This is a genomic window from Micromonospora sp. CNZ285 (genome assembly GCF_004637285.1).
This window is the reverse complement of record NZ_SPQD01000001.1, coordinates 4,323,736-4,347,500: the sequence shown is the minus strand read 5'-3', so window position 1 is coordinate 4,347,500 and position 23,765 is coordinate 4,323,736. Positions and strand designations below refer to the sequence as shown.

At 72.9% G+C, this 23,765-nt stretch carries 25 protein-coding genes; 13 read left to right on the top strand and 12 right to left on the bottom strand.

The genetic code is table 11. The features are described 5' to 3' along the window. The first annotated feature begins 20 nt into the window (after nt 1–20). From cspE to CLT75_RS19685, 3 genes are all read left to right on the top strand, one after another. On the top strand, nt 21–224 hold the full coding sequence (gene cspE / locus CLT75_RS19695) for a transcription antiterminator/RNA stability regulator CspE (protein WP_013288421.1): 204 nt from the start codon (nt 21–23) through the stop codon (nt 222–224). Between the two features lie 178 nt (nt 225–402). Continuing rightward, nucleotides 403–1,656 carry a DEAD/DEAH box helicase gene (locus CLT75_RS19690; protein WP_135241932.1) on the top strand — a complete coding sequence of 418 codons (1,254 nt, stop codon included), beginning with the start codon at nt 403–405 and terminating at the stop codon, nt 1,654–1,656. A 185-nt stretch (nt 1,657–1,841) separates the two neighbouring features. After that, nucleotides 1,842–2,027, top strand: a complete 186-nt coding sequence (locus CLT75_RS19685) for a hypothetical protein (RefSeq protein WP_135241931.1) — start codon at nt 1,842–1,844, stop codon at nt 2,025–2,027. Nucleotides 2,028–2,160: 133 nt separating this feature from the next. On the opposite strand, the gene CLT75_RS19680 is transcribed toward CLT75_RS19685, so the two are convergent. Genes CLT75_RS19680 through CLT75_RS19665 form a run of 4 tightly spaced genes read right to left on the bottom strand, consistent with a single transcriptional unit; the run spans nt 2,161 to nt 5,320 of the window. Next, nucleotides 2,161–2,604 carry an RrF2 family transcriptional regulator gene (locus tag CLT75_RS19680; protein WP_120573241.1) on the bottom strand — a complete coding sequence of 148 codons (444 nt, stop codon included), beginning with the start codon at nt 2,602–2,604 and terminating at the stop codon, nt 2,161–2,163. 4 nt (nt 2,605–2,608) lie between these two features. Next, nucleotides 2,609–3,493, bottom strand: coding sequence for an ABC transporter permease subunit (locus CLT75_RS19675; RefSeq protein WP_135241930.1), 885 nt, complete (start codon nt 3,491–3,493; stop codon nt 2,609–2,611). Then, on the bottom strand, nt 3,483–4,262 hold the full coding sequence (locus CLT75_RS19670; RefSeq protein WP_135241929.1) for an ABC transporter ATP-binding protein: 780 nt from the start codon (nt 4,260–4,262) through the stop codon (nt 3,483–3,485). The genes CLT75_RS19675 and CLT75_RS19670 overlap by 11 nt, the downstream gene beginning before the upstream one ends. Beyond that, entirely contained in the window at nt 4,259–5,320 is a 1,062-nt protein-coding gene (locus tag CLT75_RS19665; RefSeq protein ID WP_135241928.1) for an ABC transporter substrate-binding protein, read from the bottom strand. The genes CLT75_RS19670 and CLT75_RS19665 overlap by 4 nt, the downstream gene beginning before the upstream one ends. 229 nt (nt 5,321–5,549) lie before the next feature. Here CLT75_RS19665 and CLT75_RS19660 point away from each other — a divergent pair, with 229 nt between their 5' ends. From CLT75_RS19660 to nudC, 3 genes are read left to right on the top strand one after another with little or no spacing between them, the layout of a single operon-like run. Continuing rightward, a complete protein-coding gene (locus CLT75_RS19660; RefSeq protein WP_135241927.1) occupies nt 5,550–6,860 on the top strand; it encodes a M16 family metallopeptidase in 1,311 nt (436 codons plus the stop codon). Continuing rightward, complete coding sequence (locus CLT75_RS19655) at nt 6,857–8,200, top strand: M16 family metallopeptidase (RefSeq protein ID WP_135241926.1); 1,344 nt, start codon at nt 6,857–6,859, stop codon at nt 8,198–8,200. Before CLT75_RS19660 ends, CLT75_RS19655 begins: the two co-directional genes overlap by 4 nt. After that, the gene (nudC, locus tag CLT75_RS19650; RefSeq protein ID WP_135241925.1) at nt 8,197–9,144 is read left to right on the top strand and encodes an NAD(+) diphosphatase; all 948 of its coding nucleotides are present in this window, start codon (nt 8,197–8,199) and stop codon (nt 9,142–9,144) included. Before CLT75_RS19655 ends, nudC begins: the two co-directional genes overlap by 4 nt. Before the next feature lie 261 nt (nt 9,145–9,405). Here nudC and CLT75_RS19645 read toward each other — a convergent pair whose 3' ends face one another. The 3 genes from CLT75_RS19645 to CLT75_RS19635 form a co-directional block, all read right to left on the bottom strand. Beyond that, a complete protein-coding gene (locus CLT75_RS19645) occupies nt 9,406–9,675 on the bottom strand; it encodes a hypothetical protein (protein ID WP_135241924.1) in 270 nt (89 codons plus the stop codon). Nucleotides 9,676–9,871: 196 nt separating this feature from the next. Then, nucleotides 9,872–10,111, bottom strand: coding sequence for a DUF397 domain-containing protein (locus CLT75_RS19640; protein WP_013288410.1), 240 nt, complete (start codon nt 10,109–10,111; stop codon nt 9,872–9,874). A gap of 71 nt (nt 10,112–10,182) precedes the next feature. Continuing rightward, complete coding sequence (locus CLT75_RS19635) at nt 10,183–11,163, bottom strand: helix-turn-helix domain-containing protein (protein WP_135241923.1); 981 nt, start codon at nt 11,161–11,163, stop codon at nt 10,183–10,185. Nucleotides 11,164–11,209: 46 nt separating this feature from the next. Between CLT75_RS19635 and CLT75_RS19630 the strand changes: the two genes are divergently transcribed. Next, nucleotides 11,210–12,619, top strand: a complete 1,410-nt coding sequence (locus CLT75_RS19630; RefSeq protein WP_486485224.1) for an MFS transporter — start codon at nt 11,210–11,212, stop codon at nt 12,617–12,619. A 57-nt stretch (nt 12,620–12,676) separates the two neighbouring features. Here CLT75_RS19630 and CLT75_RS19625 read toward each other — a convergent pair whose 3' ends face one another. Beyond that, nucleotides 12,677–12,919, bottom strand: coding sequence for a mycoredoxin (locus tag CLT75_RS19625; protein WP_018784736.1), 243 nt, complete (start codon nt 12,917–12,919; stop codon nt 12,677–12,679). A 91-nt stretch (nt 12,920–13,010) separates the two neighbouring features. Here CLT75_RS19625 and CLT75_RS19620 point away from each other — a divergent pair, with 91 nt between their 5' ends. The 3 genes from CLT75_RS19620 (at nt 13,011) to CLT75_RS19610 (ending at nt 16,015) form a co-directional block, all read left to right on the top strand. Continuing rightward, nucleotides 13,011–15,134 (top strand): ATP-dependent DNA helicase UvrD2, encoded by a 2,124-nt coding sequence (locus tag CLT75_RS19620; protein ID WP_135241921.1) that lies wholly within the window; start codon nt 13,011–13,013, stop codon nt 15,132–15,134. A gap of 129 nt (nt 15,135–15,263) precedes the next feature. Continuing rightward, on the top strand, nt 15,264–15,518 hold the full coding sequence (locus CLT75_RS19615; RefSeq protein WP_013288405.1) for a hypothetical protein: 255 nt from the start codon (nt 15,264–15,266) through the stop codon (nt 15,516–15,518). 131 nt (nt 15,519–15,649) lie between these two features. Next, a complete protein-coding gene (locus CLT75_RS19610; RefSeq protein WP_013288404.1) occupies nt 15,650–16,015 on the top strand; it encodes a WhiB family transcriptional regulator in 366 nt (121 codons plus the stop codon). Nucleotides 16,016–16,359: 344 nt separating this feature from the next. Here CLT75_RS19610 and CLT75_RS19605 read toward each other — a convergent pair whose 3' ends face one another. The 3 genes from CLT75_RS19605 to CLT75_RS32700 all read right to left on the bottom strand — a co-directional run bounded on the left by CLT75_RS19605 (nt 16,360) and on the right by CLT75_RS32700 (nt 19,175). Beyond that, nucleotides 16,360–17,706, bottom strand: a complete 1,347-nt coding sequence (locus tag CLT75_RS19605) for an ABC1 kinase family protein (RefSeq protein WP_135241920.1) — start codon at nt 17,704–17,706, stop codon at nt 16,360–16,362. 10 nt (nt 17,707–17,716) lie between these two features. After that, entirely contained in the window at nt 17,717–18,829 is a 1,113-nt protein-coding gene (locus tag CLT75_RS19600; protein WP_135241919.1) for a hypothetical protein, read from the bottom strand. Nucleotides 18,830–19,007: 178 nt separating this feature from the next. Further along, on the bottom strand, nt 19,008–19,175 hold the full coding sequence (locus tag CLT75_RS32700) for a DUF5679 domain-containing protein (protein ID WP_007464795.1): 168 nt from the start codon (nt 19,173–19,175) through the stop codon (nt 19,008–19,010). A gap of 474 nt (nt 19,176–19,649) precedes the next feature. Between CLT75_RS32700 and CLT75_RS19595 the strand changes: the two genes are divergently transcribed. Beyond that, nucleotides 19,650–20,171: a M48 metallopeptidase family protein gene (locus CLT75_RS19595; protein ID WP_013288401.1), complete on the top strand. Its 522-nt coding sequence runs from the start codon at nt 19,650–19,652 to the stop codon at nt 20,169–20,171. A gap of 113 nt (nt 20,172–20,284) precedes the next feature. After that, entirely contained in the window at nt 20,285–21,040 is a 756-nt protein-coding gene (locus tag CLT75_RS19590; protein ID WP_135241918.1) for a hypothetical protein, read from the top strand. 209 nt (nt 21,041–21,249) lie between these two features. Here the strand turns inward: CLT75_RS19590 and CLT75_RS19585 are convergent, their stop codons facing one another. Next, nucleotides 21,250–22,521: a zinc-dependent metalloprotease gene (locus CLT75_RS19585; RefSeq protein ID WP_082171395.1), complete on the bottom strand. Its 1,272-nt coding sequence runs from the start codon at nt 22,519–22,521 to the stop codon at nt 21,250–21,252. A 115-nt stretch (nt 22,522–22,636) separates the two neighbouring features. Between CLT75_RS19585 and CLT75_RS19580 the strand changes: the two genes are divergently transcribed. Beyond that, nucleotides 22,637–23,650, top strand: a complete 1,014-nt coding sequence (locus tag CLT75_RS19580; protein ID WP_209310356.1) for a YlbL family protein — start codon at nt 22,637–22,639, stop codon at nt 23,648–23,650. The last annotated feature ends 115 nt before the right edge of the window (nt 23,651–23,765 follow it).

The window sequence follows — 23,765 nt, the reverse complement described above, 5'->3', positions numbered from 1 at the left end:
CCGTCAAGGAGACGAAACACATGGCAATTGGCACCGTCAAGTGGTTCAACGCTGACAAGGGCTTCGGCTTCATCACCCCGGACGACGGCGGCGCCGACGTCTTCGCCCACTTCTCGGCGATCCAGACCTCCGGCTACCGGAGCCTGGACGAGAACCAGCGGGTCGAGTTCGAGGTGACCCAGGGCCAGAAGGGCCCGCAGGCGGAGAACATCCGCCCGCTCTGATCTTCGGATCAACCGGCACCACCACCGCGCCCTCTCGGGCGCGGTGCACGGGCCGGCCCGCCTCTGCCGGGCCGGCCCGTCCCTTTCGGTTCGTGCTTGTGACCATCGGCGACGCCGGTGACGCGCCGCAGCCCGGCGCCCTTCCTCGACACGTGCCGCCTCGAGGAAGGCTTTCCGCATGACCACGACCCTGCCCACGTTCGCCGCCACCGGCCTGGCCCCGGCGCTCGTCTCCGAGCTGGCCGCGCAGGGCATCTCCGCGCCGTTCCCGATCCAGACGGCGACGATCCCGGACTCGCTGGCCGGCCGCGACGTGCTCGGCCGGGGCCGGACCGGCTCCGGCAAGACGCTCGCGTTCGGGCTGCCGCTGCTGCACCGTACGGCCGGTCGCCGGGCCCGCCCGGGCCGCCCGCTCGCGCTGGTGCTCGTACCCACCCGTGAACTGGCCGCGCAGGTCACCGACGCGCTCGCCCCGTACGCCGCCACGCTCGGCCTGCGCTGCGCCACAGTGGTCGGCGGGCTCTCGCTGGGCCGCCAGGCGGCCGCGCTGCGCGCCGGCGTCGAGGTGCTGGTGGCCACGCCGGGCCGGCTGCACGACCTGATCGACCGCGGGGACGCCCGGCTGGACCAGGTGACCATCACCGTGCTCGACGAGGCGGACCAGATGGCCGACATGGGCTTCCTGCCGCAGGTGACGAAGCTGCTGGAGCAGGTCGCCCCGGGTGGGCAGCGGATGCTGTTCTCGGCGACCCTGGACCGCGGCGTGGACCGGCTGGTCCGCCGCTTCCTGACCGACCCGGTGACGCACTCCGTCGACCCGGGCACCGCCACCGTCACCGCGATGACCCACCACGTGCTGCACCTCGAGGCGGACGACAAGCAGGCCGCGCTGGCGCACATCGCCGCCCGCGAGGGCCGCACCATCGTCTTCATCGCCACCAAGCACCGCGCCGACCGGGTGGCCCGCCAGTTGCTCGCCAAGGGCGTACGCGCGGCGGCGCTGCACGGCGGCAAGTCGCAGCCGCAGCGCACCCGCATCCTGGAGCAGTTCCGCACCGGCCAGGTCACCGCGCTGGTGGCCACCGACGTGGCGGCCCGGGGCATCCACGTGGACGGGCTGGACCTGGTCGTCAACGCCGACCCGCCCACCGAGGCCAAGGACTACCTGCACCGGGGCGGCCGGACCGCGCGGGCCGGCGAGTCGGGCACCGTGGTGACGCTCGTCCTGCCGGACCAGCGCCGCGACGTCGCCCGGCTGATGACCACCGCGGGCATCAACCCCAAGACCACGCGGGTACGCGCCGGCGACAGCGAGCTGACCCGGCTCACCGGCGCCCGCGAGCCCTCCGGCGTGCCGGTGACCATCACCGCGCCCGCGGCCGCGCATCCCGCCCCGGGAACCCGTCCCCGTCGGCGCCCGCGCCGCCGCTGACCGCGGCCCGCGCCTGACCGGCTCGTCTCCGATCGGGCCGCCTCCGAGCGGACCGGGCGTTCGCTCCTGAGTCGGGAATCAGTCGATGTTCGGTCGGCTGCCCGACTGTGCGACCGGAACCCGACGGTGATGCTGCTGCGCGGGGGACCGGTCGGGGGGTCGGCCGGAAGCGGAGGGAGCGGTTCATGGCGGGGGAAGCCGGATCGGGCGGAGCGCGGGAAGTGGTGCTGGTGCTCGCGGTGGCGGGGGCCGGCCTGGCGCTCGCCGCGGCGGCCGCGTTCGGGCCGTGGCAGCCGTCCGACGGCGGCTCGCCGGATCGCGGCGCCGCCCGCAGCTTCACGCCCGGGATGAGCGCCCCGCACACTCAGTAGCCGCCCAGGGCGGATGATGCCGAGAAGCCGATATGACTCTCGGGCATGAATATGCCCCAGAGTCATATCGGCCGGGAGTCATGCCTCTGCGGCCGACGACCGGTAGGACACCCGGACCCCGTGACCGGACGCGTCAGGGTGCCGTGGCCCGGTCGCTCAAAAGGTCGGCGAGCGTGGTCCGGTCCACGACCAGGGCGATCGCGCCGTCCACCGCCAGCCACACGTCCCGCAGGCCGGTGGCCACGCCGTGGTAGCCGGCCCGGTCGGCGGGGATGCCCCGGACGCTCGTGATCGCGCCGCCGACCGCGCGCAGCACGTCGCCCACGCTGATCTCGTCCGGCGGGCGGGTCAGCGCGTACCCGCCCTCGGTGCCGCGGTGACTGTGCAGCAGTCCGGCCCGCCGCAGGTCGAGCAGGATCCCCTGGAGGAAGCTGAGCGGGATGTCCTGGCTCTCGGCCAGGCTCGCCGCCTTGACCAGCTCGCCGCCGCCGGCCGCCGGGTCGCCGGTGGTCCCGGCGACGTCGGCGACGGCGAGCATGGCCCGGAGCGCGTAGTCGGCGCGCGCGGAGATGTACACGACGTCAGTTGCCGGCCTGGTCCAGCACGCCCCAGCGGCGGCGGATCGCCTTGTCGGCGGCCCCGAACGCGGTGTCCACGAGCAGGCCCACCACCAGAATGACGATCATGATGGCCATCAGGCGTGGCGCCTCGCTCAGCTCGCGTGCGTACGTGAGCTGCGCGCCGATCGAGGTGCGGGTGGCGATGACCACCAGCAGCTCACCGGCCATCAGGCTGCGCCAGGCGAACGCCCAGCCCTGCTTGAGCCCGGCCACGATGGCGGGCAGCGCGGCCGGCGCGATCACGTACCGGTAGAGGTTGAGCCCCCGGGCGCCGAGGTTACGGCCGGCGCGGACCAGCAGCGGCGGCACGTAGTCCACGCCGTGGATGACGCCGTTGGCGACCGACGGCGCGGCGCCGAGCACCACGACGAAGAAGATCGCCTGCTCGCTGAGCTGGAACAGCAGGATGGCCAGCGGGAACCAGGCGATCGACGGCATGGTCTGCAACGCGGTGATCATCGAGCCGAGCGCGGCCCGGAGCACCTTGACCCGGGCCACGCCCAGGCCGAGCAGCAGGCCGACCGCGACCGCGGCGGCGAACCCGACCGCCGCCCGCCGAGCGGTCGTGGCCAGGCCCTCCCACAGCGCCGAGCTGAGCAGGTAGTCCCCGAGGTCGCCGAAGACCACCGCCGGGCCGGGCAGCGCCCACGGCTCCTTCCACCCGGACCAGACCACCGCCTGCCAGATGGCGATGGCCAGCGCGAGTGCGGCGAACTTGGGCCAGGTGGCCGACCACAGGCGACGTACCCGGGACGGGCCCTTCTCCCGGCCGGCGATCTCCAGCGCGTCGAGTCCGGAGATCTCCGCGTCGGTACGCGCCGACCCGGCGAGGGTGTCACTGGCCATGCCGGCCCACCTCCTTGCGCAGCCGGTCGGTGACCTCGGCGGCGATGGCCGAGACCTCCGGCGAGTCGATCCGCCGGGGGCGCGGCACGGCGACCTCGGTGGAGTAGATGATCCGGCCGGGCCGGCTGGAGAGCAGCACGATGCGGTCGGCGAGCCGGGCCGCCTCGCGGACGTTGTGCGTGACGAACAGGACGGTGAGCTTGCGCTCGGTCCAGATCCGCTCCAGCTCGTCGTGCAGGATGTCGCGGGTCATCGCGTCCAGCGCGCCGAACGGCTCGTCCATCAGCAGCACCGGCGTCTCCAGCGCGAGCGTGCGGGCCAGCGCGACCCGCTGCCGCATGCCGCCGGAGAGCTGGTGCGGCCGCTTGCGGCCGAACTCGGACAGGTGGACCGTGCGCAGCAGCTCGGCCACCCGCTCCTTGCGCTGGTCACGAGGGAGCCCGCGCAGCTTCAGCGGCACCTCGACGTTGCCCTCGACGGTCAGCCAGGGGAACAGCGCCGGCTCCTGGAACATGAGTCCCGGGTTGACGCCCTCGCCCAGTTCGATCGTGCCGCCGCTGACCCGGTCCAGCCCGGCGACCAGGTTGAGCAGCGTGCTCTTGCCGCAGCCGGACGCGCCGACCATGCAGACGAACTCACCCGGGGCGACGTCAAGCGACAGTCCGTCCAGCGCCAGGACGGCCTGCTCGCCCTGGCCGTACACCTTCGTCACGCCGCGCAGCGCGACCGAGCCGGTCGCGCTGCGCGGGGTCGTGCCGGTCGTCGTCACGGCTGGCTGACCTCGGCCTTGCCCTGCGCCTTGAGCACCTCGTTGAGGTACTTCAGGTCGTAGAGGCCGTTCAGGTCGACCGGCTGGGTGAGCCCGACCGCGACCGCGTGGTCCAGGCCGGTCTTCAGCGACGACGGGATCGGGTCGTTTGTGAACTCCAGCGTCGGCCAGGCCTGCTTGATGAGCTTGAGGTCGAGCGGCTTGCCGGTGATCTTGCCGATGTGGTCGGAGATGGCCTGCTGCGCCTCGTCCGGCTTGCTGTTGACGAACTCGTTCGCCGCGACCTGGCCCTCGACCAGCTTCTTCACCACGTCCGGGTGCGCCTTGAGGAACTTGGTGCTGACCAGCAGGTTGGTGATGACGAACTTCTTGTCCGGCCACAGGTCGCGCTCGTCGATGAGCACCTTGCCGCCGGCGTTCACCAGCCGGGAGACGAACGGCTCGGGCACCCAGGCGCCGTCGATGGCGCCGCTGCCGAACGTCTCGACCGTCTGCGCGTTCTCCTGCGGGACGACCTTGACGTCGCCGCCGCCCTCCTTGGTGGTCTCCAGGCCCTTCTCCTTGAGCCAGTAGCGCAGCGCCACGTCCTGGGTGTTGCCGAGCTGCGGGGTGGCGATCTTCTTGCCGCGCAGCTGCTCCACCGAGGTGATGCCGGGCTTGACCACGAGCGCGACGCCGCCGGACGCGGCGCCGGAGATGACCCGGACCGCCTCACCCTTGGACTTGGAGAAGGCGTTCACTGTCGGGTTCGGGCCGATGTACGTGGCGTCGAGCGCGCCGGAGAAGACGGCCTCGATGGCGGCCGGGCCGGCGTTGAACGTCTTGGTGTCCAGCTCGACGTCGCTGCCGAGCTTCTCCTTGAAGATCCCCTTCTCCACGCCGACCACTGCCGGGGCGTGGGTGATGTTGGGGAAGTAGCCCAGGCGCAGCGTCACCGGGCCGGACCCGGCGGCGGCGTCGCTGTCCTCGCCGCAGGCGGCGGTGGTGCCGAGCGTGGCCGCGCCGACGGCGGCCAGGGTCGCCAGGGTGACCAGGCGGCGCAGGGGAAGCCCTCTCATCGAATGTCCAATCCGCAGTATTCCTATTTAGTTGGTAGGAAGAGTGGGGCAGCGCTCGGGCGGCGTCAAGCCCCGTTCTCGCGCCGTGCGCCGCGACCTGCGGTTTCCCGATAATTCCCACCTGTTCGGTGGAGAAAGCGTGGCCGGTCGGCCAGCCGCCGGCACCGCCGTCCAGTGGGGCCAGGCACACCGGCGGTGGAGCGGGTACCGAGGCGCTAGTGTCGATCTCGTGCCGACGCGGAGAGCGAAGATCCCAGCGACGAAGTACCCGGTCGAACGGTTCACCCTCGACAACGGCCTGCGCGTGGTGCTCACGCCGGACCGCAGCGCCCCGGTCATCGGGGTGGCGGTGGTCTACGACGTCGGCATCCGCTCCGAGCCCGAAGGGCGCACCGGGTTCGCCCACCTCTTCGAGCACCTGATGTTCCAGGGCTCGGAGAACCTGGAGAAGCTCGCCCACTTCCGGCACGTCCAGGGCGCCGGCGGGACGTTCAACGGCTCCACCCACCTGGACTACACCGACTACTTCGAGACGCTTCCCGCGAACGCCCTGGAACGGGCGCTGTTCCTGGAGGCCGACCGGATGCGCGGTCCCCGGCTGACCGAGGAGAACCTGCGCAACCAGGTCGACGTGGTCAAGGAGGAGATCCGGGTCAACGTGCTGAACCGGCCGTACGGCGGGTTCCCCTGGCTGACGCTGCCCCCGGTGATGTTCGACACCTTCCCCAACGCGCACGACGGCTACGGCTCCTTCGTCGACCTGGAGTCGGCCACCGTGGCCGACGCCGCCGACTTCTTCCGCCGCTACTACGCCAGCGGCAACGCCGTACTCGCGGTCAGCGGCGACATCGACGTGGCCGAGGCGACCACGCTGATCGAGCGGCACTTCGGGGACGTGCCGGCCCGCCCCGCCCCGCAGCGGCCCGACTTCGCCGAGCCCGACCTGACCACCGAGCGGCGCAGCACGTACACCGACGCGCTGGCCCCGCTCCCGGCGGTGGCCGGCGCGTGGCGGGTGCCCGACCCGGTCAGCGACTTCGCCGCTTATCTGCCCTACGTGGTGCTGGCCGAGGTGCTCACCGACGGCGACGCCTCCCGGCTGGTCGAGCGGCTGGTGCAGCGCGACCGGTCGGTCACCAGCCTCGGCGGGTACCTCGGCTTCATGGGTGACCCGTTCGACGTCCGCGACCCCACCGCGCTGCTGCTCCAGGCGCACCTGCCGCCCGGCGGCGACGTGGACAAGGTGCTGCGCACCATCGACGAGGAACTGGACCGGCTGGCGGCCGACGGGCTGACCGACGGGGAGTTGGCGCGTACCCAGGCCCGGATGGCCACCCACCTGCTGCGCGACACGGACGCGGTGCTCGGCCGCGCGTTGCGGATGGCGGTGCTGGAACAGCAACGCGGCGAACCCGGCCTGCTCAACGACCTGCCCCGGCTGGTCGGCGAGGTGACCGAGGAACAGGTCCGCGCCGCCGCCGCCACCCTGCGGCCCGAGCGCCGCGCGGCAGTCGAGGTCGTCGCCGGAGGAGCCCGATGAGCACGAGTACGACCACCGCCACCGCCGTCCGGCCGCTGCCGGCGCTCGGTCCGAACCGCCGCCTCAAGGTGCCCAAGCAGGCCGAGCGCACGCTTGCCAACGGCCTCACCGTGATCGCGGTACGCCGCTCCTCCGTACCCCTGGTCGAGCTGCGACTGTGGATGCCGTTCGGGCGCACCCACCTGGCCCGGGGCGCGATGCTGGCGCAGACCATGCTCTCCGGCACCGAGGCGCACAGCGCCACCGAGCTGGCGGCCGAGTTGCAGAAGGTCGGCGGCGGACTGACCGCCGGCCTCGACCCGGACCGCCTGATGCTCTCCGGTGCGGGCCTGGTCACCGGCCTGGACCGGATGCTGGAACTGCTCGGCGAGGTGCTCACCGGCGCCACCTACCCGGCCGACTGGGTGGAGACCGAGCGGGACCGCCTGGTCGACCGCATCCAGGTCGCCCAGAGCCAGCCGTCGCACCTGGCCCGCACCGCGCTGCTCAAGCGGGTGTACGGCCGGCACCCGTACGCGGAGCAGACGCCCGACCCGGACCAGGTCCGGGCGGTCCGCCCGGCCGCGTTGCGCCGGCTGCACGCCGAGCGGGTGCATCCGGCCGGCGCGGTGCTCGTGCTCGTCGGCGACGTGGCCCCGGAGCGGGCGCTGGACGCGGCGGAGAAGGCGCTCGCCGGGTGGCGCGGTGACGGCCACGTCGCCGAGCTGCCCCCGGCGCCGCCGCTGGAACCCGGGCCGCTGCTGCTCGTCGACCGGCCCGGCTCGGTGCAGTCCTCGGTACGCCTCGCGCTGCCGGCGGTGCCGCGTACCCACCCGGACCACGCCGCGTTGCAGCTCGCCAACCTGATCTTCGGCGGCTACTTCTCCTCCCGCTGGGTGGAGAACATCCGCGAGGACAAGGGCTACACGTACGGGCCGCATTCGCTCGTCGAGCACTCGGTGGCCGGTTCGCTGCTCGTCGCCGGCGCCGAGGTGGCCACCGAGGTGACAGCGGCGGCGCTGGTGGAGACCACATACGAGCTGGGCCGCCTGGCGACGGTGCCGCCGAAGCCCGACGAGCTGGAGCAGGCCCGCCAGTACGCGCTCGGCACGCTCCAGCTCGGCATGTCCACCCAGGCCGGTCTCGCGTCGCTGACCAGCGCGTACGCTGGCAACGGGCTGCGGCTGGACTTCCTCGCCGAGTACGCCGCCCGGCTGGCCGCCACGACGGTGGACGACGTGGCCGAGGTGGCCGCCCGCTACCTGGCCCCGGCCCGCGCGGTCACCGTCGTGCTCGGCGACGCGGCGCGGGTGGCCGACTCGCTCGCCGCGCTGACACCGGTGCGTACGGAATCGGCATGAGCGGCGAACCCGCCCCGCCGCTGGCCCGGTCGACGCTCGACCGGGCCGCGCACCGGCGTACCGATCCGGCCTGGCTGACCGAGGCGTGGGAACGGGCCCGGGTGCTGGTGCTCGACTCCGCCGCCGAGGGGCGGGCGCTGGTCCGGGGCGCGGCGACGCCGCCGGAACTGGTGCTGGTCGGCTCCGGCGAGCTGCCCGAGGTGCCCCGCTCGGTGCCGATGTTCCTCGGCGTCGAGCCGGACGGCGTACCGGTGTTCGCGGTGGACGGGCCACTGCCGGCGCTGCCGGACACCCGCCCGGCCCACCTGCGCGAGGTCGGCCACCTGATGACCGACCGGGACGCGGGCCTGTTCACCACCGCGCTGGCGCTGCTCAACTGGCACCTGCGGCACGGCTACTCGTCGACGACCGGCAAGGCGACGAGCGCCGACGAGGCCGGCTGGTCCCGGATCGACCCGGACGGCGGCCGGGTCTGGCCGCGTACCGACCCGGCCATGATCGTGCTGGTGCACGACGGGATGGACGGCCCGGACGGCCGCTGCCTGCTCGGCAACAACGCGGCCTGGCCGCGCACCCCGGGACAGCGCCGCTACTCCTGCCTGGCCGGATACGTCGAGCCCGGCGAGTCGGCCGAGGCCGCCGTGCTGCGCGAGGTCCGCGAGGAGGTGGGCGTCCCGGTCGAGGAGATCGTGTACGTGGGCAGCCAGTCCTGGCCGTTCCCCGGCTCGCTGATGCTCGGCTTCCTGGCCCGCGCCGACGCGGACGCGCCGATCCGGGTCGACCTGGCCGAGATCGCGCACGCGCGCTGGTTCACCCGCCGGGAGATCGGTGCGGCGCTGGCGGGCGAGCCGGTGCCGGTGGGCGGGGGAGACCGGCTGGTCCTGCCGCCGCCGTCATCGATCGCGTTGTTCCTGGTGCACCGCTGGCTCGACGGCCACTGCTGACCGCCCGACCCCGTCGGGTTGCCGTGTTCCGGTTGGTGCGGCGGCGCCAGTTCGGGGAAGTGGCGCGGTCGAGGCCGGTGGGATGCAGCCACCTCCCCGAACTGGCGAGGCCCGGGCGGACCGGGCCGGGTGGGACGCGGCCCCGACCCGGACCGTCGTTGCCGCGACGGTCACGGGCCGGGAACACGTGCCGTCGAGGCCGGGTGAGGCGGGAAAACGGCGGGGGAGGCCGGTCCGGCCGCGACGGACGTCAGCGTCCGGTCATCCACCGTCCCAGCGGTACGGGTGCCCGCGGGTGGGTTCCTCGATCGGCAGCACCTTGACCCGGTGCCGGCCCGCGCGGACCGCACCGACTGCGGACAGTGCGCGGGCGAGCAGGAGTGCGGCGTCCCGGTCCTCGGCGTGGACGACCTGGCGGCGGGGTTCCGGCGTGCACGTCTCGTCCCGCAGGCGGCCTCCGCCGGCCCAGGCGGCGGCGATGTCGGCGTCGGCGGCGGTGCGGATCTCGGTGCGGACGATCAGGAACCGCATGGTGTCCCCCGGACAATCGGCGGTTACACGCTGGAACTTCCACGTCACTCCCGCGTCATGTTACGCCGATGTGTCCGCCCGGCAAGGGGAACGCGCCAGCTCGACCGATCGGGGGATCCCAGGTCAGCACCGTTGTCGGGGATGGACGCGCGAGGGGCCGCCGGCTCGCGCCGACGGCCCCCCGTGGTTCGCCGGATCAGTCCAGATCGAACTGACCGCTCTTCGTGCCGGCGAGGAAGCCGAGCCAGCCGGCCCGGTCGAACAGCAGAACCGGTCCGCTCGGGTCCTTGCTGTCCCGCAGCGCCACGGTGGCCGGCCCGGAGCCGAGCGGTGCGACCTCCACGCAGTTGGAGGTCTGGCTGCGGGTGCTCTTGCGCCAGGCGGCGCCGGCGAGCCGTCCCGAGCGGGCGGTCGTGCTGGTGTGGATCTCGTTCATGGTGCTTGCTCCTGGTGAGGTGCTCCGATGGGACCGAGCGACGCCGGAGCGCGGGCGGTGTCCGTGCCGGATCACCGTTCCGTGGTGAGGCGCCCCGAGTCCCGGCGACGCTGGGCCGGCGCCGTTGCCGGCCCGTACGCCACCGTGGACTCGACTGCCGTGCCGGTCAGCCGTCCCGTCGCCTCGATCAACCAGGAGAGGGTGTCCGATGCGGAGAGTGCCGACGAGCATAGCCACTCGAACACCACTTTATAGCGATTTAGGGTGTTTACCTCGGTCGACATGACGTCGGTGAACCCACCTTCGATGGCGAGTGTCTCCGGATCGAGGGGATCGGCGAACCGGTAGACCGAGAACGCGGTCGGCGGAAGGTACCAGTCACCGACCCGGGTGTCCCGCAGCAGCAGCCGCAGCGTCACGTTCGGCAGCAGCGCCATCTCGCACAGGTGGACGAGCTGCTCGTGCAGCACCTCCGGCGGCCCGGCCCGGCGGCCGAGCGCCGCCTCCTCCAGCACCGCCGTGTAGCGGGGCACGTCGGGGGAGCGGGTCAGCAGCGACTGGCGAGCCTGCCGCGCGCGTACCTCGGTCTCGGGATCCTCGGTCTCCGGGTCGCCGGCCTCGGCGGCGACCTGCGCGGCGGACAGGATCCGGTGCCGGGCGTACCCGGGCGTCTGCAACAGCCCCGGCACCAGCACCGGGTTGTACTCGGAGATCTCCGCGCAACCGGCCTCCAGTTCGGCGAAGGCGCGCTGCTGCTGGGTCATCACCGGGAAGTTGCGCAGCCAGCCGCGCATGTCGCCGGCCTCGTGGGTGATCCCGGTCAGCTCCGCGCGCTGCTCCTCGTCGGCGCCGTAGAGCGTCAGCAACACGTCCACGTCGTCCGGGTCGGGACGGCTGCGGCCGTTCTCCAGACGGGACAACTTGGATGCGGAGGCCCAGCCGATCCGCTCGATGACCTGGTCACCGGTCAGACCGGCCTGTTCGCGGAGCCGACGCAGCTCGGTGCCGAGTCGACGACGGCGCAGAATCGGGCCTGGTACGGCAGGAGGCACGGCGTCCTCTTTCCCGTCGACCGTCGCTTGACGCGACGGTAACTGTATGAAATTCGCCCCCCACGGTCAGTATGGACGGCGCGACCGGCGTCGGAGGTTCCGGCACGGGCGTGTCACGAGACAAAAAGAGGACCGTGGAGGGTGTCTTCACCAGCGCCCGCCCCCGACGCGCCCTGGTGGCGCACCCCGCCGGAGGGAACCGATGCGCACCGTCCTGCGCCGCCCCGACTTCCGTCTCCTGTTCGCCGCGCTCGTCGCGAGCATGGCGGCGGAGTCGGTCCTGCTGCTCGCCCTGGCCGTCTGGGTCAAGGACCTGACCGGTTCGGACAGCATGGCTGGGGCGACCATCTTCGCGGTCATCGCGCCGATGGCGCTCGCCCCGCTGGTCGGCTGGGTGGTCGACCGCTACCGCAGGCGACAGTTCTTCATCGCCGCCAACCTGGTCGCGGCAGTGCTGCTCGGCCCGCTGCTCACGGTCCGGGACCGGTCCGACGTCTGGGTGATCTACGTGGTCGCCGCGCTCTACGGGCTGTCGTACATCACGCTCACCGCCGTCCTCAACGGCTTGATTCGGCACCTGGTTCCGGCCGACCTGCTCGCCGACGCGAACGGGCTGCTCCAGACCGTCCGGCAGGGCCTGCGGCTGATCGGGCCGCTGGCCGGGGCGGGCGTGTACGCCGCCGTGGGCGGCTGGCTGCTGGTCCTGCTCGCCATGACCGGCTTCGTCACCGCGGCGGCGGTGGTCGCGCGGCTGCGCGTGGAGGAGGGCACGCCGTCGCGGCCGGATCGGCGCGGGCCGTCCGAACTGGGTGCGGGGCTGCGCCACCTGACCGGCGAACCGGCGCTGCGCCGGGCGCTGCTCGGGTACGGGCTGGGCTCGCTGGTGATGGGCTTCACCGAGTCGCTGATCTTCGCGTACGTCGATCTGGGCCTGCACCGCGACGCCGCGTTCGTCGGCGTGCTGGTCATGGTGCAGGGCGTCGGCGGGCTGGTCGGCGGCCTGTTCTCGGCCGCCGTGGTCCGCCGGTTCGGCGAGGTCGGCGCGCTCGCCGCGGGCGTGACGTTCTTCGGACCGGCCGCGCTGGCGCTGGCGTACCCCCGGTTGTGGCTCGGGGTGGTGGCGCTGCTGCTGGCCGGCCTGTCGCTGCCGCTGACCATGGTGGGGTTGAACACGCTGATCCAGCGGCGGACGCCGCCGCGGCTGCTCGGCCGGGTCACCGCCGCGTCCGAGGCGCTGGTCAGCGGGCCGCAGGCGCTCTCCATCGGCACCGGCGCGCTGCTCGTCGGCGTGTTCGACTACCGGCTGCTGTTCGCCCTCGTCGGTGCGGTCACCACGGCGGCCGGCCTCTACCTGTGGCGGGGCCGCGGGCTGACCACGCCGGTCGCCGCGCCGGTCCGGATCCCGTCACCACGCCGGCCGGCCGACGACGGGGTGCTCAGCCGCGGAGGCTCCTGACCGACGGCGAACGGCCGCACCCGGATCGGGTACGGCCGCTCGTGGCGTCGCGGGAGATCAGCCGGGCAGCGCCGCGAGGTGCTGCTTGACCTGGGTGATCGAGGGGTTGGTCAGGGCGCTGCCGTCGGCGAAGCGCAGCGTCGGGACGGTCTGGTTGCCGCCGTTGACGCTCATCACGAAGTCCGCGGCCGTCGGGTCCTGCTCGATGTCGACCACCTCGTACGCGATGCCCTCCCGGTCGAGCTGCGACTTCAGCCGGTGGCAGTAGCCGCACCACGGGGTGGAATACATCGTCAGCATGGTCCGATCCTCCAAGGGGTGACTCGCGCCCGGTCCGATCAGGCCAGGCTAACCGCTGCAACGTCACACGATGCTGGGATGATTCCCTGCTGTGGGCGTTCACTCAGCGGCGGAACAGGTGCTGGCCGGGCTGGATCCGGAGCAGCGCTCAGCGGTGACCGCCCCGGCCGGACCGGTCTGCATCCTGGCCGGCGCCGGCACCGGCAAGACCCGGGCGGTGACCTCGCGGATCGCGTACCGGGCGCTGACCGGCGACATCGCCGGCCGGCATGTGCTGGCGGTCACGTTCACCGCCCGCGCCGCCGCCGAGATGCGCAGCCGGCTCGGCGTGCTCGGGGTGCAGGGGGTGCAGGCGCGCACGTTCCACGCCGCGGCGCTGCGGCAGGTCCGCTACTTCGCGCCCCGGCTGCTGGCCGGGCGGGCCATGCCGGAACTGCTGGACAGCAAGGTGCGGGTGGTCACGCTCGCCGCCGCCAAGGTCGGCCTGCGCGCCGACCGGGCCGCCGCGCGGGACCTGGCCGCCGAGATCGAGTGGGCCAAGTCGTCGCTGGTCGAGCCCGGGGAATACGTCGTCGCCGCGGCCAAGGCGCTGCGCGAGACGCCGTACGAGCCGGCCCGGGTGGCAGACGTGTTCGACGCGTACGAGCGGCTCAAGCGCGGCAACGGGGTGATCGACTTCGAGGACATGCTGCGCGCCGCCGTCTGGGGCATCGAGGAGCACCCGGACGTGGCCGAGCAGGTGCGCAACCAGTACCGGCACTTCGTGGTCGACGAGTACCAGGACGTGAACCCGCTCCAGCAGCGGCTGCTGGAGGCGTGGCTGGGCGGCCGGGACGACCTGACTGTGGTCGGCGACGCCAGCCAGACGATCTACTCGTTCACCGGCGCCACCTCGTCGTACCTGGTCGACTTCCCCCGCCTGCACCGGGGCGCGACAGTCGTCCGGCTGGTCCGCGACTACCGCTCCACCCCGCAGGTCGTCGGGCTCGCCAACGCGGTGATCTCGCAGGCCCGGGGCACCGAGGCGCGGCTGCGGCTGGAACTGCACGGCCAGCGCCGGCCCGGCCCGGAACCGGACCTGCGGATCTTCACCGACGAGCCGGCCGAGGCGAACGCGGTCGCCGCCCGCTGCCGGTCGCTCGTCGCGGGCGGCACCCCGGCCCGGGAGATCGCGGTGCTGTTCCGCACCAACGCGCAGTCCGAGGCGTACGAGAAGGCGCTCTCCGAGGCCGGTGTGCCGTACGTGCTCCAGGGCGCGGAGCGGTTCTTCGAACGGCCCGAGGTGCGGCAGGCGATGATCGCGTTGCGCGCCGCCACCCGGTCGGCCGACGCGGGGACCCCGCTGCCGGCCGCCGTGGTCGAGGCGCTCACCGCCGTCGGCTGGGCGCCCGACGCGCCCTCGCCCGGCGGCGCCGCCCGCGAGCGGTGGGAGGCGCTCGCCGCGCTGGTCCAGCTCGCCGAGGAGTACGCGGCGCAGGCCGAGGAGGAACCAGGCCTGACCGGGTTCACCGAGGAACTCGCCCGGCGGGCCGCCCAGCAGCACGTGCCCACCGTCGAGGGGGTGACGCTCGCGTCGCTGCACTCGGCGAAGGGGCTGGAGTGGGACGCGGTGTTCCTGGTCGGGCTGGCCGAGGGCACGCTGCCCACCACGTACGCGAAGACGATGGAGCAGGTCGAGGAGGAACGGCGGCTGCTCTACGTCGGGATCACCCGGGCCCGGGAGTGGCTCTGGCTGTCGTACGCCACGGCCCGCTCGCCGGGTGGGCGGGCCCGGCGGCCCTCGCGGTTCCTGCCGCAGCTCGACCGGTCCGGCGGCGGCGAGCGGGCCGGCGGTGCCGGGCCGGCGCGGCGGGCCGAGCGGCGCCGGCCGCAGGTGGTCTCGTGCCGGATCTGCGGTGCCACGCTGCTCGCCGGCGCGGACCGCAAACTGGGCCGCTGCCCGACCTGCCCGTCCGACATCGACGAGGAGCTGTACGAGCGGCTGCGCGAGTGGCGGCAGCGGGTGGCGGGCGCGCAGAAGGTGCCGGCGTACGTGGTCTTCACCGACGCCACGCTCACCGCGCTGGCCGAACGGAAGCCTGGACGCACCGAGGAACTGGTGGCGATCGCCGGGATCGGGCCCCGAAAAGTCGGGCTATACGGGGATACGGTGCTCGCCCTGGTGGCGGGCGCCACGGTGGACGACGTCTGCCCACAGAAAACTTCTGAAAACTAGCCGTAAATCGTTTGCCCTCCCCCGAGGGCGAGGAATAGCCTCATGGCACACCTCGCGAGCGGCGCCGTTCTGGCTGCTCAACGGGGATGAGTCCACGGTCGGCACGAGGAGAGTAGGGAGGTGGCACCAATGAAGATCTTCACCTATGAGCGTCTTGCGGCGATGCCGTCTGCCGTCGCTCCGCTGTCGGCTGTCCGGGTGGCCCTCGCCGCTCGACCGTCGGCTCCGCAGGTGCACCAGGTCCCGGTTCAGGCCGAGCTGAACCTGACCGTTGCGCCGATCGCCGGAGTCGAGGGGACCAGTGGCTTCGCGGGCAAGGGCATCGATGGCGCCAAGAAGCGCACGGATGTCCGCGGTGTTCCACCTCGAGGTAGACCGGTCTGATCCATCAGACCACCGGCTCACCTCGAGGCCGCGGAACCCGCATACCGGGATCCGCGGCCTCAGTTTTTGTCCCGCCGAAGTACGTCGGAATGCGATCCACGAGATCGAAGTGAGAGAGAGGTGACCGGAGGATGAGTCTGGCGTTGGCCCCCCTCGACGTGAGCGTCGACGTGGAGGCGAACCTGCCCTGCCGGAAGTTCGACCCCGACCTGTGGTTCTCCGACTCGCCCGCCGAGCTCGAGCTGGCCAAGTCGCTCTGCGGGGACTGCCCGCTGCGCGTCGAGTGCCTGGCCGGTGCGGTGGAGCGAGCCGAGCCCTGGGGCGTCTGGGGCGGCGAGATCTTCGAGCGTGGCGCGGTCGTCCCGCGCAAGCGGCCCCGTGGCCGTCCGCGCAAGGAGGACCTCGCCCGTGACGCGCAGCTCCGGGTCGAGGCGGAGGCGCGACTGGCGGCCAGCGGGCTGTCCGAGTCGCGAAGCTCCGTCCGGCTGGCAGCCTGACACACCTACGTTCCGAAACCGACCGATGCCGGTGTCCCTCCACCGGCCGACCTGAAAGAGAAACCCTGATGCTGAACCTGCCGAACGGATTCGAGATGCAACTACTCCACGAAGCGTTGTCCAGGGCTCGAATGCGCCGGCCTCAGGCCGGTCGCACCACCACGAGCACTGAGGCAACCCGTTCCGCCCGTACCGTCGCCATGCGGAGTCGCAGCCAGTCGGCCCGCGACCTGGGCGTTCTGTAGAACGATCGTGAGGAAGGGGCGGTGACCTAGTCGGTCACCGCCCCTTCGCTGTGCTCACTCGCTCTTGCCGGCTGTGCTCGCCCGCCGGCCGGCTTTCGCTCAGGCCACCGGCGCGAAGCCCGGCAGCCAGCGTTCCAGGATCGACCGGTAGGACGCCTTCGCCTCCAACTGGCAGAGCACCCCGATCGACCCGAGCGTGACCCGGTGGATCATCAGGTACGACGGCGGCAGGTTGAGCTGCCGGCTGAGCTGGTAGGCGGGGGAGCGCGGGCTGGCCAGCCGGGTCGCCTCGGCGCGCAGCCAGGCCCGGGTGAAACGGAACTCGTCGGCGGCGATCGGCTCCAGCATCGGACGCAGGAAGTCGAGCACCGCCGGGGCGTCGATCGACTCGGTACGGCTGACGAAGCCCTCGGCGCGCAGCCCCTCCACCACCCCGTCGGCATCCTCGCGCAGCGCCAGCGCCGCGATCCGGCCGATCGGCTCGGGCGTGCCCTGCGGCATCCGGGCCACCGCCCCAAAGTCGATCACGCCGAGCCGGCCGTCCGGGAGCAGCCGGAAGTTGCCCGGGTGCGGGTCGGCGTGCAGCAGTCCGGCCCGCTCCGGCGCGGAGAGGTGCAGCTCGGCCATCAGCCGGCCGGCCTCGTTCCGCTGCTCCTCGGTGCCCTCCCGGATGATCTGCGACAGCGGGATGCCCTCCACCCACTCGGTGATCAGCACCCGTGGCGCGGCGTCGAGCACCTCCGGGATGAAGATGTCCGGGTCGTCGGCGTACGCGGCCGCGAACGCCCGCTGCGACTCCGCCTCCAGCTCGTAGTCCAGCTCCTCGGTGATGCGCTCGCGCAGTTCGGCCAGCAGCGGCTTCACGTCCAGCCCAGGCTGGATGGCCCGGAACATGCCGCCGAGCCGGGAGAGCTGCTTGAGGTCGGCGAGCAGGGCGTCACCGGCACCCGGGTACTGGATCTTCACGGCCACGTCCCGGTGCCGGGGACCGCCCTCCGCTTCGTACCCCGGGTCGCGCCAGACCGCCCGGTGCACCTGGCCGATGCTGGCCGCGGCGGCCGGAGTGTCGTCGAACTCGACGAACCGGTCGCGCCAGTCCGGGCCGAGTTGCTCGGCGAGCACCTTGTGCACTGTCGCGGCCGGCAGCGGCGGCGCGGCCTCCTGGAGCTTGGTGAGCGCCTGCCGGTAGGGCGCGGCGACCTCCTCGGGCAACGCCGCCTCGAACACCGACAGGGCCTGGCCGAACTTCATCGCCCCGCCCTTGAGCTGCCCGAGCACGCTGAACAACTGCTCGGCGGTGCGCTGCTGGATCTCGGCGGAGATGACGTCGGACGCGAGGCCGGTCACCCGCTTGCCCATGCCGAGGACGGTTCGACCGGCGAACCCGAGCGGCAGAGCGGCGAGTTTGGCGGTGCGGGACACGGCCCGGCGCGGGATGTCGGTCACCCGGCCATTGTTACCGACGCGGGGCCTCCGCTGCTGCCGTGCGGCGGGTAGCGGCCGGGGCCGACCGGATCGGGCGACGCCGGCAGCAACCGCAGGAGGGGTGCGGCGGCCACCGTCGGTAGCGGACCCGGCCCGGCCCGCGGATCTCCACCGCGCCGCCGAGCGTCTCCGGCTGGGCGCCGTCGAGCTGGGCCAGCACCTCGGCCGTCGCGAAGGCCGCCGCGGCGAGCCGGGTGGCGGCGGCGCAGGCCCGCTCGCCCCGGTCGGCGGCGAGCTGGGCGGCCAGCGCGGGCCAGTCCGGATCCCGGTCGCCGCGGTGCAGGTCGAGGCAGCGCAGGCAGGGACCGACGGGCGGGCGGACCAGCGGGCCGATCACCGGTACGCCGCCGCGCAGGTCGAGCAGCAGGTGGGCCTGACGCCGGCGGGCGTACCCGGTGGCCAGCAGCTCGGCCGGACGGTCGACGCCGAGCTGCACCACCAGGTCCGGCCGGGCCGCCCGCAACGGGACGGTGACCGTACCGGGCGTGCACCGCTCCAACGCCGCGCGTACCGCCGGGGCCAGCGGCCGGCCCAGCTCCGCGGCGGTCAGGCCGGTCCCGACCAGGTCACCGGCGCCGACCGGGCCGGCCAGATCGGGTACGACGTGCCCGACGCCGGCCTGCGCCAGCGCGACGGTGACCGCCGCGCCGAGTCGTCCGGTGCCGGTGACCAGCACCCGGGCGTCGCGGCGGCGGCGCAGCAGCCGGGCCGGTGTGCCGGGCAGGTCGGGCGACGCGAGCGCCAGCGCGGCGGCCTCGGCGGTCAGCCGGGCCCGTGTCGTCCCGGCGAGGTCACGGGGGAGCAGTGCTTGCGCCGGCACCACCAGCCCGGCGTCCCGGAGCGTGTCGAACAGGGCGCGTGCCTCGTCGGGCGGGACCCGGGCGGCGCGCGCCTCGGCCAGCACGGCGCGTTCGCTGCGGGTGCCGTCGAGCAGGTCGAGCAGGCGGGCCGTCCCCGGCGAGGACATCTCCAGCAGCACCGCGCGGCCGGGCGGCTCGCCGAGCTGGAGAGTGTGCCGGTCGCGCCAGAGCCGGGTCAGGCCGGGGAGCAGGACGGGACGGACGAGCGGTGTCGGATCGGTCACGCCACTGATCGTGACCGTCTCCGCGCGCTCCGTCGCTCGTTGTCCACAGGTGCGGCGAGCCGTGGCCAGCGTTGTCCACAGGTTCTCGCCGGTTTTCCACAACTAGCCGGTAACTCTGTCGGCTACACGACTGGGGAGGACGGCCGACGGCCGCCCTCCCCGGTGTCTGCCGTACGGGTCAGACCTTGGCCTTGCCCAGGATGCGGTTCACTGTTGTGCCGCACACCGGGCACTTGCCCTTGGCCATGTTCATGCCGGTCTTCGAGACCTCCACGTGCCCCTCGAAGTCCCGCTTCTCCTTGCACTTCACGCAGTAACCGTTGTAGGTCTGGGCCTGGTCGGCCACGGTAGCCTCCTCGTCTCGTCCGCCGGAGGTGTCCCGGCGGTCTCCCTGCGGCGGCCCACGCGTGGCACCGGCGCCGGGGGGTTCTCCTCGGTCAGTCACCTGACCGTGGTTGGCGGACCCTACCCAGGTACGGGCAGTTCCATGTCAGCTGTGCGCCGACTCTGTGAGCAAGTCGACGTCGAGAGTGTGCATGCCGAGTAACGTCGGATAAGTCAGTTTCGCGCGGACACGCCGGATGAATGCACCCAGATCCGCTTCGGGCGCCCCCGCCGACTGTCACTCGTCGTAGATCACTTAACGTGAACAGGGCCGGTCAGGTGATGGTCAGCTACCGTCGCAAAGAATTTTTTCCGGACTCCTGACAATCAACCGCCACTTTCCGGGCGCGTGTCGTCGTGTTGACTCTTGCGGAGTCCTGGTCAGTACGCATTAGCTTTCCATCGTGACAGTCAACCGAGGCTGCGCGGACCGGTAATGGCCGTGACGCGGAAGCCCGTCGTCGAGGTGCGGCGCAGCCAGCGTCGGCGGCGCACGGTGTCCGCGTACCGGGACGGTGAGCGCGTCGTCGTGCTGATCCCCGACCAGTTCTCCCGGGCCGAGGAGAGCGAGTGGGTCGACCGGATGCTCGCCCGGCTCGCCGCCCGCGAGGGCAGGCTGGCCCGCTCGGACGCCGAACTGCTCGCCCGCGCCACCCGGCTGATCGACCTCTACCTGCCCGAACACGGGTCGGCCGCCGCGCCGGCGAGCGTCCGCTGGGTGACCAACCAGAACGGCCGCTGGGGCTCCTGCACGCCAGCCGACCGCACCATCCGGATCTCGCACCGGGTCCAGGACATGCCCGACTGGGTGATCGACTACGTGTTGCTGCACGAGCTGGCGCATCTCATCGTGCCCAGCCACAACGCCGACTTCTGGGCGCTGGTCGCCCGCTACCCGAGGTCGGAACGCGCCCGCGGCTACCTGGAGGGCGTGGCAGCCACCGCCGCCATCCCCTGACCACCCCTTCGTCGCGGTCGATCATGAAGTTGGCCGGGCGTTCCGTCCGCTTCGCCACCGCCAACCTCATGATCGTGAACGGACGCGGGCGGGGCGGGGGTTAAGGTCGGCGAATGTCGCGACGTGTGGTGGTGGCGCTGCTCGGCCCGGTGACCTGGACGCCGCCCGGAGTCGATCCGGCGCGATGGCGTACCGCGCTCGCCGAGGACGTGGTCGACCTGCTCGCCACACTGAACGAGGTGGAGACCGCCGTCGCGGTCACCGCCCGGGACCGATGGCTGGCCGACGCGGTGGTCTGGCCCGGCACCCAGGTGTACGAGGTGCCCGAGCCGACGCCGAACGCGGTGTTCGCGGCGGTGGCCGCCGGGCGGCACACGTCGACGACCGGTGAGGGCCAGGTGGACCACGACCCGGCCCGGGCGGCGGCCGAGGGTGAGGACCGGTCATCCGCACATGAACCCGTGCACGCGGCAGTTCAGGGCGGGGCCGCCATCGGCGATCAGGCCCACACGGGCGGCTACGACCAGGTGGCGGTGGTGGCGGCGGACGCGCCGGACGTGCCCGGGCTGACGCTCGGCAAGCTGCTCCGGCCGCTCACCACCCGGCCGATGGCGGTGGCCCCGGTCGAGGGGAGCGGTACCGGGCTGCTGGGAGTTGCGGCGCGACTGCCCGTACCGGCGTGGCTGCCGGCGCTGGACCTGGACACCAGCGCGCCGGCCGAGGTGCGGCGGGCGGCATCGAGCCCGGGCGACGTGGCGGTCACCGCCGGCTGGCACCGCCTGCGCGGCCCGGCCGACCTGGCCGCCCTCGATCCGGCCGTCGAGGGCTGGGAGGCGACGCGCGCCCTGCTGTCCGGCCGCCCCGCCTGACACACCGCCCTCCGCACCGCGCTGCCCGCATGGCGGCCCTGCCACCGATTCGCCGATCTTGGAGTTGTGGCACCTCACAGAAGCCGCACTCGGGACATCTTGGGCGCCACAACTCCAAGATCGACGGTGAGATGGGCGGGCGGGGAGAGGGGCGGGGGACGCGAGCGGGGCCCGCACGGTGAACCGTGCGGGCCCCGCTCGCGTACGTGTCAGTGCTTGTCGTCGTCCTCGCCCGGGGACTTCTCCTCCGGGGCACCGGGGGCGGAGAAGTCGAAGTTCGCCAGCTCGTCGTCGAGATCGGTGCTCGTCGTGGCGAACGCCTCCGGGGCGGCGAAGTCGTCGTCGGAGGGCAGCAGGTCCGGGTGACCCCAGACCGCGTCCCGCCCGGCGATGCCGCGGTGCTCGGTCAGCGCCGCCCACAGCACCGTCGCCTCACGCAGGCGGCGGGGCCGCAGTTCGAGGCCGACCAGCGCGGCGAACGTCTGCTCGGCCGGGCCACCCGCGGCGCGGCGGCGGCGGAACGCCTCGCCGAGGCGTACGACGTTGGGGAGGCGGTCACCGGCGGCGCTGTCGACGACGTGGCAGACCCAGCCCTCGACCAGGGCGAGTACGGTCTCCAGCCGGGCCAGCGACGCCTTCTGGGCGGGCGTGTCCTCGGGCGTGAAGATGCCCTCCAGCGCGATCGCCTGCATCGACTCCGGGTCGGTCGGGTCGACCCGGCCCATCGCCTCCTCGATCGCCTCCCGGTTGACCCGGATGCCCGCGGCGTAGTTCTCCACAGCGGTCAGCACGTGCCCGCGCAGCCACGGCACGTGCTGGAACAGCCGCTGGTGGGCGGCCTCGCGCAGGGCCACGTAGAGGCGTACCTCGTCCTCGGGCAGCTCCAGGCCCTCGCCGTACACCTTGATGTTGGCGGGGACGAGCGCGGCGGTGCCGGCGGGGCCGAGCGGCAGGCCGATGTCACCTGCGGAGAGCACCTCGGCGGCGAGCGAGCCGAGCGCCTGGCCGAGCTGGCCGCCGAAGAGGGCGCCGCCGAGCGTGGCGACCATCGACTGCATCGGGCCGAGCTGGGCGCGGGCCTCCGGCGGCACCAGGTCGCCCATCGCGCCGACCATCCGGCTGGCCACCGGGTCGCAGAGCTTGCGCCACACGTCGAGCGTCTTGAAGATCCACTCGTTGCGGTTCCAGGCGACCGAGGTGCGGATGCCGGAGGGCCACGAGGTCGCCGGCTCAAGCCACAGGTCGGCGATGCGCAGCGCCTCCTCGACCGCGTTGCGTTCGAACGGCGACACCGCCGGGTCGCCGGCGGCGGCGAGCTGGCTGGCGGCTACCTGCCGGGCCAGGTCCCAGTTGACCGGCCCGCTGCCCGGCGCCGAGAGCAGGTGCTGCAACTGCGACATGAACTGCTGCATCGCCGCGGGATCGTTGGGGTCTGGTGGTTGACCACCCGGGAGCGCGAAGCCGAACGGAATATCAGGCACGACGTCTACGGTACGCGGGCCCCGCCGCAGGTCGTGCCACTCGGCGTTGCGCTGAGGGCGAAGTCCGCCGGTCACCGCGCCGGATGGCAGGAGACGGATCGGTACGCTCTGGCCCATGAGACGTCGCGGCGTGACCGTCCTCCTCGGTGCCCTGCTCACCGCCCTGCTCAGCATCGGCGTGCTGAGCGTGCCGCTGCCGTACGTGGTGCTCGGCCCGGGTCCGACGGTGAACACGCTGGGCAGCGAGGACGGCAAGGAGGTCATCCAGGTGACCGGCCGCGCGACGTCCACCTCCGCCGGTCAGCTCCGGCTCACCACAGTCGGTGTGCAGCCGACGGTGCGGCTGCGGTCGGCGCTCGCCGGATGGTTCTCCTCGGACGAGGCGGTGGTGCCGCGGGAGCTGGTCTACCCGCCGGGGGAGTCGCAGGAGGAGGTCGAGAAGCGCAACGCGGAGGACTTCCAGAACTCGCAGACCAGCGCCGAGACGGCGGCGCTGCGCGAGCTGGGCTACCCGATCAAGGTGCTGGTCAAGGCGGTCACGCCGGGCGGCCCGTCGGTCGACGTGCTGCGCCCCGACGACGTGGTCACATCGGTCGACGGGGTGCCGGTGACGAGCGCGGCGAAGCTCACCGAGCTGATCCGGGCGAAGCCGGCGGGCACCGCGCTGACGATCGGCTACACCCGTGGCGGCACCCCGGGTACGGCCACGGTGACCAGCCGCGAGCAGGACGGCCGGCCGCGCATCGGCGTGGAGATCGACCAGCAGCAGCCGCACCCGTTTACCCTGAAGATCGACCTGGGTGACATCGGCGGGCCGAGCGCCGGGCTGATGTTCTCGCTCGGCATCATCGACAAGCTGGAGCCGGCCGACCTCACCGGCGGGAAGATCATCGCCGGTACCGGCACCATCGACGACGAGGGGCGCGTCGGCCCGATCGGCGGCATCGCACAGAAGCTGGTCGGCGCCAAGGACGCGGGCGCGAAGGCGTTCCTGGTGCCCGCCGACAACTGCGCGGAGGCGGTCCGCAACCCGCAGCCGGGCCTGCCGCTGCTGAAGGTCGCCACGCTGGGTGAGGCATTGACGGCACTCGAGACGCTGCGCGCCGGGGGACAGCCGACGCGCTGCTGACGCGGGCCGGGCGGCGGTCACGGCGCGGATCGTGACGTGACCTTGACCCGACGTGCTCAGGAACACCCCGTACTCTTGGTGCCTGGTCGGAGCCGATCACATCGAGCGTGCGGAG

Bases quoted from the DNA above. Each gene is read 5' to 3' on its own strand.
- cspE (WP_013288421.1), top strand. From the start codon at position 21: ATGGCAATTGGCACCGTCAAGTGGTTCAACGCTGACAAGGGCTTCGGC.
- CLT75_RS19690 (WP_135241932.1), top strand. From the start codon at position 403: ATGACCACGACCCTGCCCACGTTCGCCGCCACCGGCCTGGCCCCGGCG.
- CLT75_RS19685 (WP_135241931.1), top strand. From the start codon at position 1,842: ATGGCGGGGGAAGCCGGATCGGGCGGAGCGCGGGAAGTGGTGCTGGTG.
- CLT75_RS19675 (WP_135241930.1), bottom strand. From the start codon at position 3,493: ATGGCCAGTGACACCCTCGCCGGGTCGGCGCGTACCGACGCGGAGATC.
- CLT75_RS19665 (WP_135241928.1), bottom strand. From the start codon at position 5,320: ATGAGAGGGCTTCCCCTGCGCCGCCTGGTCACCCTGGCGACCCTGGCC.
- CLT75_RS19655 (WP_135241926.1), top strand. From the start codon at position 6,857: ATGAGCACGAGTACGACCACCGCCACCGCCGTCCGGCCGCTGCCGGCG.
- nudC (WP_135241925.1), top strand. From the start codon at position 8,197: ATGAGCGGCGAACCCGCCCCGCCGCTGGCCCGGTCGACGCTCGACCGG.
- CLT75_RS19645 (WP_135241924.1), bottom strand. From the start codon at position 9,675: ATGCGGTTCCTGATCGTCCGCACCGAGATCCGCACCGCCGCCGACGCC.
- CLT75_RS19640 (WP_013288410.1), bottom strand. From the start codon at position 10,111: ATGAACGAGATCCACACCAGCACGACCGCCCGCTCGGGACGGCTCGCC.
- CLT75_RS19630 (WP_486485224.1), top strand. From the start codon at position 11,210: ATGAAATTCGCCCCCCACGGTCAGTATGGACGGCGCGACCGGCGTCGG.
- CLT75_RS19625 (WP_018784736.1), bottom strand. From the start codon at position 12,919: ATGCTGACGATGTATTCCACCCCGTGGTGCGGCTACTGCCACCGGCTG.
- CLT75_RS19615 (WP_013288405.1), top strand. From the start codon at position 15,264: ATGAAGATCTTCACCTATGAGCGTCTTGCGGCGATGCCGTCTGCCGTC.
- CLT75_RS19610 (WP_013288404.1), top strand. From the start codon at position 15,650: ATGAGTCTGGCGTTGGCCCCCCTCGACGTGAGCGTCGACGTGGAGGCG.
- CLT75_RS19595 (WP_013288401.1), top strand. From the start codon at position 19,650: ATGGCCGTGACGCGGAAGCCCGTCGTCGAGGTGCGGCGCAGCCAGCGT.
- CLT75_RS19590 (WP_135241918.1), top strand. From the start codon at position 20,285: ATGTCGCGACGTGTGGTGGTGGCGCTGCTCGGCCCGGTGACCTGGACG.
- CLT75_RS19580 (WP_209310356.1), top strand. From the start codon at position 22,637: ATGAGACGTCGCGGCGTGACCGTCCTCCTCGGTGCCCTGCTCACCGCC.